General features: G+C 53.7%; 11 protein-coding genes. 5 read left to right on the top strand and 6 right to left on the bottom strand.

From position 1 onward, the window contains the following. The first annotated feature begins 71 nt into the window (after nucleotides 1–71). From yiaY to G434_RS10335, 4 genes are all read left to right on the top strand, one after another. Complete coding sequence (gene yiaY, locus G434_RS10320; protein WP_000741501.1) at nucleotides 72–1,223, top strand: L-threonine dehydrogenase; 1,152 nt, start codon at nucleotides 72–74, stop codon at nucleotides 1,221–1,223. A 200-nt stretch (nucleotides 1,224–1,423) separates the two neighbouring features. Continuing rightward, complete coding sequence (aldB, locus tag G434_RS10325; protein ID WP_001309845.1) at nucleotides 1,424–2,962, top strand: aldehyde dehydrogenase AldB; 1,539 nt, start codon at nucleotides 1,424–1,426, stop codon at nucleotides 2,960–2,962. A gap of 277 nt (nucleotides 2,963–3,239) precedes the next feature. Next, nucleotides 3,240–3,425, top strand: a complete 186-nt coding sequence (locus tag G434_RS10330) for a type II toxin-antitoxin system HicA family toxin (protein WP_000833473.1) — start codon at nucleotides 3,240–3,242, stop codon at nucleotides 3,423–3,425. 16 nt (nucleotides 3,426–3,441) lie between these two features. Continuing rightward, nucleotides 3,442–3,852, top strand: coding sequence for a type II toxin-antitoxin system HicB family antitoxin (locus G434_RS10335; RefSeq protein WP_000499744.1), 411 nt, complete (start codon nucleotides 3,442–3,444; stop codon nucleotides 3,850–3,852). 71 nt (nucleotides 3,853–3,923) lie between these two features. On the opposite strand, the gene G434_RS10340 is transcribed toward G434_RS10335, so the two are convergent. After that, nucleotides 3,924–5,888: a glycoside hydrolase family 127 protein gene (locus G434_RS10340; RefSeq protein WP_001026861.1), complete on the bottom strand. Its 1,965-nt coding sequence runs from the start codon at nucleotides 5,886–5,888 to the stop codon at nucleotides 3,924–3,926. 10 nt (nucleotides 5,889–5,898) lie between these two features. Beyond that, entirely contained in the window at nucleotides 5,899–7,299 is a 1,401-nt protein-coding gene (locus tag G434_RS10345; RefSeq protein ID WP_000204802.1) for an MFS transporter, read from the bottom strand. Nucleotides 7,300–7,524: 225 nt separating this feature from the next. On the opposite strand from G434_RS10345, the gene G434_RS10350 reads away from it, so the two are divergent. Beyond that, a complete protein-coding gene (locus tag G434_RS10350; protein WP_000891825.1) occupies nucleotides 7,525–8,340 on the top strand; it encodes an AraC family transcriptional regulator in 816 nt (271 codons plus the stop codon). A 31-nt stretch (nucleotides 8,341–8,371) separates the two neighbouring features. On the opposite strand, the gene araD is transcribed toward G434_RS10350, so the two are convergent. The 4 genes from araD to lyxK are packed head-to-tail and all read right to left on the bottom strand — an operon-like array spanning nucleotide 8,372 to nucleotide 12,069. After that, complete coding sequence (gene araD / locus G434_RS10355; RefSeq protein WP_000893130.1) at nucleotides 8,372–9,067, bottom strand: L-ribulose-5-phosphate 4-epimerase; 696 nt, start codon at nucleotides 9,065–9,067, stop codon at nucleotides 8,372–8,374. After that, nucleotides 9,061–9,921: an L-ribulose-5-phosphate 3-epimerase gene (locus G434_RS10360; RefSeq protein WP_001309844.1), complete on the bottom strand. Its 861-nt coding sequence runs from the start codon at nucleotides 9,919–9,921 to the stop codon at nucleotides 9,061–9,063. Before G434_RS10360 ends, araD begins: the two co-directional genes overlap by 7 nt. Next, nucleotides 9,914–10,576, bottom strand: a complete 663-nt coding sequence (ulaD, locus tag G434_RS10365; RefSeq protein ID WP_000089515.1) for a 3-keto-L-gulonate-6-phosphate decarboxylase UlaD — start codon at nucleotides 10,574–10,576, stop codon at nucleotides 9,914–9,916. The genes G434_RS10360 and ulaD overlap by 8 nt, the downstream gene beginning before the upstream one ends. Next, complete coding sequence (gene lyxK, locus G434_RS10370) at nucleotides 10,573–12,069, bottom strand: L-xylulokinase (RefSeq protein ID WP_000196069.1); 1,497 nt, start codon at nucleotides 12,067–12,069, stop codon at nucleotides 10,573–10,575. The genes ulaD and lyxK overlap by 4 nt, the downstream gene beginning before the upstream one ends.

Here is a 12,069-nt window from a genome sequence, read left to right as displayed (position 1 = left end):
TACTGATCATATTTTCGAATGAAAATCCTCAGTAAGCTGCCCGCCCTTTTTTACACTTTCAGGAGTGTGTTATGGCAGCTTCAACCTTTTTTATTCCTTCCGTGAATGTTATTGGTGCTGATTCATTGAATGATGCAATGAATATGATGGCAGATTATGGATTTACCCGTACCTTAATTGTCACTGACAATATGTTAACGAAATTAGGTATGGCGGGTGATGTGCAAAAAGCACTGGAAGAACGCAATATTTTTAGCGTTATTTATGATGGCACCCAACCTAACCCAACCACGGAAAACGTCGCCGCAGGTTTGAAATTACTTAAAGAAAATAATTGCGATAGCGTGATCTCCTTAGGCGGTGGTTCTCCGCACGACTGCGCAAAAGGTATTGCGCTAGTGGCAGCCAATGGCGGCGATATTCGCGATTACGAAGGCGTTGACCGCTCTGCAAAACCGCAGCTGCCGATGATCGCCATCAATACCACGGCGGGTACGGCCTCTGAAATGACCCGTTTCTGCATCATCACTGACGAAGCGCGTCATATCAAAATGGCGATTGTTGATAAACATGTCACTCCGTTGCTTTCTGTCAATGACTCCTCTCTGATGATCGGTATGCCGAAGTCACTGACCGCCGCAACCGGTATGGATGCCTTAACACACGCTATTGAAGCGTATGTTTCAATTGCTGCAACGCCGATCACTGACGCTTGCGCACTGAAAGCGGTGACCATGATTGCCGAAAATCTGCCGTTAGCCGTTGAAGATGGCAGCAATGCTAAAGCGCGTGAAGCAATGGCTTATGCCCAGTTCCTCGCTGGCATGGCATTCAACAACGCATCTCTTGGTTATGTTCATGCGATGGCGCACCAGCTGGGCGGTTTCTACAACCTGCCACATGGTGTATGTAATGCCGTTCTGCTGCCACACGTTCAGGTGTTCAACAGCAAAGTCGCTGCTGCGCGTCTGCGTGACTGTGCTGCTGCCATGGGCGTTAACGTGACAGGCAAAAATGACGCGGAAGGCGCAGAAGCGTGCATCAATGCCATCCGTGAACTGGCGAAGAAAGTGAATATCCCGGCAGGCCTGCGTGACCTGAACGTGAAAGAAGAGGATTTCGCGGTACTGGCCACCAATGCCCTGAAAGATGCGTGTGGGTTTACTAACCCGATTCAGGCAACTCACGAAGAGATTGTGGCAATTTATCGCGCTGCGATGTAATCATCATTCCCCCAATGGCTGGCTAATTGTCAGCCATTTTTTAAACTATCTCAAAATTTGCGATTTTTGAGAGAGTTTTAGTTATCTCTGTAACCCTTGCCCGTAAATTCGTGATAGCCGTCGTAAAGCTGTTACCGACTGGTGAAGATTTCGCCAGTCACGTCTACCCTTGTTATACCTCACACCGCAAGGAGACGATCATGACCAATAATCCCCCTTCAGCACAGATTAAGCCCGGCGAGTATGGTTTCCCCCTCAAGTTAAAAGCCCGCTACGACAACTTTATTGGCGGCGAATGGGTAGCCCCTGCCGACGGCGAGTATTACCAGAACCTGACGCCGGTGACCGGGCAGCGGCTGTGCGAAGTGGCGTCTTCGGGCAAACGAGACATCGATCTGGCGCTGGATGCTGCGCACAAAGTGAAAGATAAATGGGCGCATACCTCGGTGCAGGATCGCGCGGCGATTCTGTTTAAGATTGCCGATCGAATGGAACAAAACCTTGAACTGTTAGCGACGGCTGAAACCTGGGATAACGGCAAACCCATTCGCGAAACCAGTGCTGCTGATGTACCGCTGGCGATTGACCATTTCCGCTATTTTGCCTCGTGTATTCGGGCGCAGGAAGGCGGTATTAGTGAAGTGGATAGCGAAACTGTGGCTTATCACTTCCACGAACCGTTAGGCGTGGTGGGGCAGATTATTCCGTGGAACTTCCCGCTGCTGATGGCGAGCTGGAAAATGGCTCCCGCGCTGGCGGCGGGCAACTGTGTGGTGCTGAAACCCGCACGTCTTACCCCGCTTTCTGTACTGCTGCTAATGGAAATCGTCGGTGATTTACTGCCGCCGGGCGTGGTGAACGTGGTCAACGGTGCAGGTGGGGAAATTGGCGAATATCTGGCGACCTCGAAACGCATCGCCAAAGTGGCGTTTACCGGCTCAACGGAAGTGGGTCAACAAATTATGCAATACGCCACGCAAAACATTATTCCGGTGACGCTGGAGCTGGGCGGCAAATCGCCAAATATCTTCTTTGCTGACGTGATGGATGAAGAAGATGCCTTTTTTGATAAAGCGCTGGAAGGCTTTGCACTGTTTGCCTTTAACCAGGGCGAAGTTTGCACCTGTCCAAGCCGTGCTTTAGTGCAGGAGTCTATCTACGAACGCTTCATGGAACGCGCCATCCGCCGTGTTGAAAGTATTCGTAGCGGTAACCCGCTCGACAGCGTGACGCAAATGGGCGCGCAGGTTTCTCACGGGCAACTGGAAACCATCCTCAACTACATTGATATTGGTAAAAAAGAGGGCGCAGACGTGCTCACCGGCGGGCGGCGCAAGCTGCTGGAAGGAGAACTGAAAGACGGCTACTACCTCGAACCGACGATTCTGTTTGGTCAGAATAATATGCGCGTGTTCCAGGAAGAAATTTTTGGTCCGGTGCTGGCGGTGACCACCTTCAAAACGATGGAAGAAGCGCTGGAGCTGGCGAACGACACACAATATGGCCTGGGCGCGGGTGTCTGGAGCCGCAACGGTAATCTGGCCTATAAGATGGGGCGCGGCATTCAGGCTGGACGCGTGTGGACCAACTGTTATCACGCTTACCCGGCACATGCGGCGTTTGGCGGCTACAAACAGTCGGGCATCGGACGCGAAACCCATAAGATGATGCTTGAGCATTACCAGCAAACCAAGTGCCTGCTGGTGAGCTACTCGGATAAACCGTTGGGGCTGTTCTGATATAAGAAGCTGGTCGCATTGGGTATTCATTGCCTGATGCGACGTTTGCGCGTTTTATCAATTCAAATGTCTACGTCTTGAATGACTGAATATTGATTGAACTTAATTACGAGTCTCCTCGCATATTTTCTACCAATTACTGCACACCGTTATTCTTCTTCCGAGTGGCATTCCTGAGTCAACTTTATCCCCCTGACGGCCCATATAAATCGCGCTATCGTGATTGTTATCGCTAATTGTGTGTGTATCGTGTGTATAATCATGGAAGGGCAGGGATGTGAAAAGTGCAGACGTGATCGCCATCCTGAAGCAGCATGGCTGGGAACATATTCGAACCCGTGGCAGTCATCATCAGTTCCGCCACCCTGTTCATCCGGGTCTGGTGACGGTTCCGCACCCTAAAAAAGATATTAAGCCCGGTACGCTGGCGCAAATTGGGCGTCAGGCTGGTTTAACATTTTAAAATTTCAGGAGGCAATATGTTTTATCCCGCCTATATCCACAGTGATCCTGACGGCAGCGCCAGTGGTTTTTTCCCTGATGTTCCAGGCTGTTATTTTGCTGGTGATACGCTGGACAACGCTTTCCAGGATGCGCGAAGTGCACTGGTCGCGCACTTCGAAACCTTATGCGAGATGAATGAAGAGTTGCCGCTTCCAGGCTCTGTGGAAACACATCTGGTCCAGCGTGCGCAGGACTTTATTGGCGGGCAATGGTTGCTGGTGGATATCAATATGAATCAGTTCGAAGGTCGGGCTGAACGTATCAATATTACGATGCCGAAAAGGTTACTGAACAAGATTGATACCTACGTGCGCAATAACCCAGACTACGCCAACAGAAGTGCGTTTCTGGCAGAAGCTGCCCGGCGTGTATTGCCGGGCGTTTAATCTCGCGTTTCGATGGTTAGCGGGCAACCGCACCGATATGTTGATACTGATAAGACGCGTTAAGCGTCGCATCATGCGCTGGTTTCCTCATTCACCCAGATCCGCATTTCGCCTTCACCCCGGTTAGCCCAGCTAAACCACGGGATAAACGTCAGAGTTTGCGGCTGGCGTTTGGCTGGCGCACTGTCGTAATGCCACAGCGGTTGCTGCTCTGGATTGCTCTGTTCATACCGGTAACCCGGTGCCTGGATTAAGATCTTATGGCTGAACAATCCCTTGCCTTCAAAGGTCGTAAATGGCGCATCGGCGGGCAGCCACAGGTTATGCAGTGACTCGCCGTTGTCGGCCTGTTCCAGGCAATACACCAGCGGGCCGCGCTGAATCGCCACTTTTCCGGCGACGTGACGCACCAGAGGGTTACCGTAAACGCGGCGTACCGGCATCGGCAAAGTCAGATTCAGCGTATCGCCCTCCTGCCATTCGCGGGTAATGTGCAAATACCCTTTACGAATATCCTGCTCGACCTCTTCCCCATTCAATATGATCTGCGGCTGTGTGCACCAGTCCGGCAGACGTAAAGCCAGCGTATGACGCACCGGCTGGGGCGATTCAACCGCAATTGTCACCTGTTCCTGCCACGGATAGTTCCCGCTAACCCGCAGGCACAACGTGCCATTTTCTACCGGCACTTCCATGCTGTTTCCTGCGTAGATGTTGATATACAACGCATCTTCACGCGGCGTGTAGAGATAATGACCAATCGAGGTCAGTACGCGGGCGATATTTGGCGGACAACAAGCGCAGCCAAACCAACGCTGGCGGAGCGGTTTAACGTGATCGTAGATATGGTTGAATTTCAGCGATTTTGGATGTACTTCCAGCGGATTCACATAGAAGAAATGTTTGCCATCCAGTGCCATGCCGCCGAGCACAGTGTTGTACAGCGCGCGCTCCATCACATCGGCATATTGACTGTCGCCTTCCATTTCCAGCATTCGCCGGGCAAACATCATCAGGCCGATGGAGGCGCAACTTTCAGCGTATACCGTGTCATTCGGCAGATCGTAATCGCTGCTGAACGCTTCACCGCTGCTTTGTGAGCCAATGCCGCCGGTAATATATAACTGACGCTGGGCCATATTGTTCCACAGCCGCAGGCAATCCTGACGCTTGCTTTCATCGTGACTTAAACGCGCCAGATGTGCGACGCCAGTCATCAGGTAGACAAAGCGTACTGCATGTCCGATGGCGGTTTGTTGCTGTGCGATGGGCAAATGCGCCTGGCTGTAGGCTTTATCTTTCACCATCCACGCCGGGCCGTAGGTGTGCCAGTGCGAGGTCTGCCCGCGCTTTTCATATTCCTGGTCGTAATAGTGCGGTTGCGCACCACGCTGTTCGACAAAATAGTTCGTCAGCGCCAGGTAGCGCGGCTCTTCGGTCACTTCATACAGGCGCATTAGTGCCAGTTCAATTTCCGGGTGACCAGGATAACCGTGTAACTTACTTTCACCTGGACCAAATACGCTGTCGATATGATCGGCCAGACGGCAAACCACTTCCAGCAAGCGCCGCTTGCCCGTGGCCTGGAAGAAGGCGACTCCGGCTTCAATCAGATGACCGGCGCAGTAAAGTTCATGACACTCCGCCAGATTGCTCCAGCGTTCTTCGGGCGCTTTTACCGTAAAGTAAGTATTGAGATAGCCATCTTCGCACTGGGCGGAGGCGATCAGTTCAATCACCTCGTCAGCAGTTTTTTCCAGTTCGGCATCCGGCTTCTGGCACAGCGACCAGGCTACCGCTTCCAGCCATTTGGCGACGTCGCTGTCCTGAAACACCATCCCGTAAAATTCACCGTCTTGCAGTCCTGCGGCAATGCGAAAGTTTTCAATCGCATGGCTGGGTTCCGCTTCTGGGATACGATCGTTCAAGGCGTCCCACTGATAAGGAATCACCACATCGCGGACCAGTTGTTGGTACTGACCGAGGAACGGATCGCTGACCGTCAGTTTATGCAGATCGACTTCCGAAATGTTCATCTTGTGCTCCTTAAGGCTGTACATGACGCTGACGCAGGTCGCTAGCAATGCGTGACATCATAGGGTTATTGAGTTTGCAAAAGCGGATCGCCATCGCCAGCAGCAGGTGGAATAGCGCAGGCAGCAATGTTTCCATTGCTGTGATCCCGCCAAGCGAACTGGCGGTCTGGTTTTCCACGCCTGGCTGGTAGGCGACAAAAATAAACAGCAGGCTGATGATCCCGGCGCTGGAGGCCCAGGCCAGCTTGATGAAAAACAGATTGAAGGCGAAGTTCATGCCGGAAGAACGTACGCGGGTTTTCCACTCGCCGTAGTCATCGGCAAAGGCCATCAATGAGAAGTGCAGTGGCAATGTGAAGCCAAGAATCACGCCATTACCGAGGATCACCGCCAGCCACAGCGTTTGATAAGCCGGGCCAGAGGGCAGGAACCACATCAACACCGCCAGCGCAGCGAGGAGCAGGTTGGTGTAGTAGTAAATTTTGACGGTATCGAAACGTCGCGTTAACGGGCTGACAATCACCGAGCCGATAATGGAGGCGAAGGTGACCATAGTGAAGAACAGCGACGTGTAGCCCGTACTGCCTTGTAAGACGTAGGTAATGAAGTACATATACCCACCGCCGCGAATATTAAAGACGTTAATCAGCAGGAAAGACATGACCAGCATCAGCAGCAGTTGGTCGTTGTTTCGCAGCCCGGCAAGATGTTCGCGCAGGGTAAATTTCCCCATTGTGGAGAGTGGTACCCGTTCACGAACCCAGAAGAAACAGCACAGGAACATCACCACAGCGATGGCGCACAGCACGCCGACGCCCAGTTGATAGCCGCGCGCGGCATTACCCTGACCGAAGAGATCCACCATCCACGGTAAGCCTACCGAAACCAGAAATCCCGCTACACCGCAGAGAACGAATCGCCAGGACTGGCAGGAGATCACTTCATTGTGGCGGGTGGTCATGGTGTTGATCAGCGCGCAGTACGGCACGTTGATGGCGGTATAACCGACTGAAAGGAGCAGGTAAGTGCCGAACGCCCAGGCGATTTTTACTCCCATGCTGGCATCTGGCACGGTGAACGTCAGGATGCCGATAATGCCGATGGGAATGGCAATCCATAACTGCCACGGACGAAAGCGCCCCCAGTGACTTTGCGTCCGGTCGGCAATGACGCCCATCACCGGGTCGGAGATGGCATCAAACACGCGCAGTGCAATAAACAGCGTGCCGACCAGCGCCGGAGTTAAGCCAAAAACGTCGGTGTAGAAAAAGGTGAGAAAGTTCATGATCAGGCAAGTTATTACGGTGCCGCCTGCGTCACCCAGGCCGTAGCCTATTTTTTCCCGTACAGATAACGCATCGTCAATTTTACCTTTAGCGATATCAGCGGTAGTAATCGGTGTAGAGGTCATAGATATTCCTCGTGAATAGGGAGCAATTTTTAGTTTTATTGCAATGACCTGATTAATTCTGCCGTGAACGGGAATATCAACAAGGCGAGAAAAGAGTAAAAAAAGGTGACGATTCCGACCTGAATTTAAAAGTGTGAATTGGATCAGGTGAAATTAATGTTTTTGATTAATAATCAAAAGGTAATGTGTTTAATCATTAATGAATAAGCGGGAAATTACATATCAATGCTCGAATTATCCATGACGTTACCGATTAAAGTGCAAAATGGTGGATTATTTATTTCCCGTGGCGTAGGGAGGCATCCGGCAAGGCGGCTGGAGTCATGGGAAATTATCTTTGTCGAAAAAGGTCGATTAGCGATTCAGGAAGAAGAGCGGATATTTCTGGTCGATGCGGGAGAGAGTTTATTACTCTGGCCGAACCGACAGCATGTTGGGGTAGAGGATTTTCCCGCCGATCTCAAATTTTACTGGCTGCATTTTGAGGTTAAAGCGCCGGATAGCGACCCGCGCTGGCTCACTCATCTTAGCGTGCCGCAACAAACAAAGGTTGCCGATCGGCAGGCGCTGGTGGCCCTGTTTCGCCAGTTCTTAAGCGAACAGGAAAAGCATCAACGCACTCCGGCGCTGGAGTTTATTGTGCTGCTGATTTTGCAGCAACTCACCCGTGACGCGCGTCTTGATGAACAGGCCGATGCCGCAGGTACCACGCTTGCCTGGAAAGCGCAGAAACTGATCCGCACGCAATATCATCGCCCGCTTTCCACGGCGCTTTTAGCCCGCGAGCTGTACTGCAATGCCGATTATCTTGGGCGCGTCTACCGGCGGGTGTTTCATCTGACGTTAACAGAAGCAATTCATCGCCAGCGAGTGCGCGAAGCCGAAAAGCTGTTAATTAGCGAAGCGCGATCGCTCACTGAAGTGGCTGCGTTGTGCGGGTTTAATGACGTTGGCTATTTCCGACAGATTTTTCGCAAACACACCGGTTTAACGCCAGCTGCGTGGAAGCGACGTTACAGCAAGGAACATATCAATTCGTAGTGCCGGGGCAATGAAGCCCCGGCGTGAGGGATTACTGCCCGTAATAGGCATTGGCCCCATGCTTACGCAGGTAGTGCTTATCTAACAGTTCGTTTTGCATCGCAGGGAGCTGCGGCGCAAGCTGACGCGAGAACAGGCCCATATAGGCACACTCTTCCAGCACCACGGCGTTATGCACTGCATCGGCGGCATTTTTTCCCCAGGCGAACGGGCCGTGAGAATGTACCAGAACCGCCGGGATTTGCGCTGGACTCCTGCCGCGTTCTTCGAGGGTTTCAATGATCACTTCGCCAGTCTGGTATTCATACTCGCCGTTGATCTCTTCTGCGGTCATCAGGCGCGTGCAGGGGATGGCTCCATAGAAGTAATCGGCGTGCGTGGTGCCCCAGGCGGGGAGATCCAGCCCGGCCTGTGACCAGATGGTCGCGTGGCGCGAGTGGGTATGCACAATGCCACCGATTTCGGCATAGCGACGGTAGAGCGCCAGATGCGTTGGCGTGTCGGACGAGGGCTTTTTGCTGCCTTCCACCCCCTTACCGCTGGCTATCTCAACCACCACCATATCGTCGGCGGTCATCACGTCGTACTCGACGCCGGAAGGTTTGATTACCATCCATTGCCGCGTTTCGTCTACCGCGCTGACATTGCCCCAGGTGAACGTCACCAGATGGTGAGCGGGAAGCGCCAGATTCGCCGCCAGCACGTCGGCTTTCAGTTGCTCTAACATATAAATCCAGCCTCCTGCATACGCGCTTCAATCCAGCGCCGCGCCTGAATAATCTCCAGCACCGGCTCTTTGGCTTTTTCGGTCCACATCTCAATCAGGAAAGAACCGCGATAGTTCAGTTCATGCAGCGTTTTGAAGATGCCAACGAAATCGACGCAGCCTTCGCCAAACGGCACATCACGGAACTGTCCGGGATTTTGCCCGGTGACTGGCAGGGTGTCTTTCAGATGGATTGCGGCAATACGGTCAATGCCCAGTTTCAGTTCGGCGGGAACATCATTGCCCCAGGCGCTGAGGTTGCCGACGTCCGGGTAGACGGTGAACCACGGCGAGGCGAGCATCTCGTCCCACTTTTTCCATTTGCTGATGGAGTTCATAAACGCGGTATCCATAATCTCCACCGCCAGCATTACTTGTGATGCCGCCGCCTGTTCGACCGCCCACGCCAGCCCTTCAGCAAAACGTTGCTGGGTGCCTTCGTCGTGGTCTTCGTAATAGACGTCATAACCCGCCAGTTGAATGGTGCGAATGCCGAGATCGCGCGCCAGGCGAATCGCTTTACTCATGATTTCCCGCGCCCGTTCGCGCACCGCCTTGTCCCGGCTGCCAAAGGGAAAGCGACGATGTGCGGACAGGCACATCGACGGAATGGCAACACCCGTTTCGATCATCGCAGTGACCAGCGAAGCACGTTGTGCGGCGTTCCAGTCAAGGCGTGACAAACGTTCGTCGGTTTCATCCACCGACATTTCGACAAAATCAAAACTGCAGCTTTTCGCCAGCACCAGCCGCTCAGGCCAGGAGAGATCTTTCGCCAGCGCTTTTTCATAAATACCTAACGGATGATTACGCACGCGCGCCTCCCCAGATAGCGTCGATTTGCGCATGGAAATCGCCAGCCACCTGCGCCGGATTTGCTGCGCCTGCCAGCGCCCGCCCGGCAATAAACGCTTTCACGCGGATATCTTTAAACAGCGGCAGGTCAGCAGGGGTAATCCCGCCGGTAATGGAAAGCTCAAGGCCGATATCGGAAAGCGCCTTCATACGTGCCAGATCGGCTTCGCACCACTGTTGCCCGCTGGCTTGCGCGTCACGACCGCGATGATAAATGGCCTGCCGCACGCCAATACGATGCCAGTCGCGGGCGTCGTCCAGCGTCCAGTTGCCGAACAGTTCTATCTGAATTTCACCACCGCAGCGTTGCGCCATGGCGTGGCCTTTTTCCACCGTCGCGAGCGGCGCGGCGCAGATGATGGTCATCCAGTTAGCGCCTGCGCCAAATGCCTGTTGCGCGAGCGTTTCACCGGCATCGGCGACCTTCCAGTCAGCGACGATGATTTTGTCCGGGCACTGTTCGCGCAAGGCTTTCACCGCGCCAAGCCCTTCGTTTAAACAGAGAATGGTGCCCGCTTCGACGATATCGACGCTGTCTTTTAACAGCGTCACGTCGCGCTGTGCGTCTTCAAGTGATGAGTGGTCGAGGGCCAGTTGCAGAAGTGGTCGGCTCATAATGTGTGCTCCTTGATGCGGGCGTGAAAGCCCTGAAGTGCGGCAATGAGATGCTGATAGCGTTGGTATTTTTGTTGGTAAAGCTGATGGGCGGTCATATCCGGCAGCAGTGTGCGCACCGGGTGCTGTTGATCGCGCTGGGCTTCGCTGAAGTTGTGATAAACCCCGGTGCCGACGCGGGCGGCAAGCGCCGCGCCAAAACAGCCGGTTTCTTCCACCTGCGGCAGTTCGATACGCAGCCCGCTGACGTCCGCCAGCATTTGCATCCAGACATCGGAGTGCGCCGGGCCGCCAGTGACGCGCAGGGTGTGCACATCAGTAAAACGTTCGCGCATCCGGTTGAGATGGGTCATATGGCTGAACACTACGCCTTCATAAATGGCCTGCAACAGGTGTGCGCGGGTGTGAATGGCCTGCATCCCGTAGAAACCGCTAGTCATCTCGAGTCCGGCGTTGCTGCCGTACAGGAACGGCAGGAAAAAGAGATCGCCCCCGGCCTTCGGCAAGCTGGCAACGGCCTGGTTAATCTCATCAAACGAGATTTCTCCCCACTGTGCGGTAAACCATTCGAGGTTGCCGGAAGAGGTAGGGCTGGCTTCGTGAACGATAAATTGACCATCGTTAACGTAGCGACCATAGACATACGGATGCGCTTCACCGTCACGTAAACCACGGGTTATGCCGCTGGTCACCGCCCAGGTGCCCATCACCGCATTAAGGGTAAATTCGTCTTCGATCCCGGCACAGAGTGCGGTGGAAACCACATCAAACAGGCCGCCGACAACGGGCGTACCCGCTTTCAGACCGGTCAGTGCGGCTGTCTGAGCGGTGATCTCCCCGCAGATTTCGGCAGATCCGACAACAGGCGGCAGGGCGTGGTTGATTTCAGCGATCCCAAGCCAGTCGGTGAGGCACGGGTCATATTCCCCAAGACTCATGTTGTAGAGATTGGACTCGGAAATATTGCTCTCTTCACAGCCTTTGACGCCGGTTAAACACCAGCGCAGGTAGTCGTGCGTCATCATCACGCAGCCAATTTGCGCGTAGCGTTCCGGTTCGTGCTCTTTCAGCCAGCGTAACAGCGACACCGGATGCCCGGTCCACAAGGTTTGTCGCGTCAGCGGGTAGAGTTTTTCCGGGATGCCATCTTCCTGCCAGCGACGAACGATTTCCATCGCCCGGCGATCCGAGGACAAAATAGCATTCCCGAGCGGCTTGTCGTTTTTATCCAGTAAAAACAACCCCTTTCCCTGTGCGGAGATACCGATACCCACTATTTGTTCCCCGCTAACGCCAGTATGAGTAAGCAGGGCGCGAATGACAGCCATGCAGCATTGCCACAGTTCTGCCATATCGCGCTCTGCCCAACCTGGCTGCGGGCTTAATGCGCACAGCGGCAGGCGCTGCACGCCTGCCTCCCGGCCTTCGCGGTCATACAGCCCGGCTTTCAGCCAGCTACCGCCACAATCTAACCCCAGCCAGTATTGCGTCAT

Origin of the sequence: Escherichia sp. KTE172 (assembly GCF_000408845.1) — a bacterium.
In the GTDB taxonomy this organism is placed as follows: Bacteria; Pseudomonadota; Gammaproteobacteria; order Enterobacterales; family Enterobacteriaceae; genus Escherichia; species Escherichia coli.
This window is presented reverse-complemented; position numbering and strand designations above follow the sequence as displayed.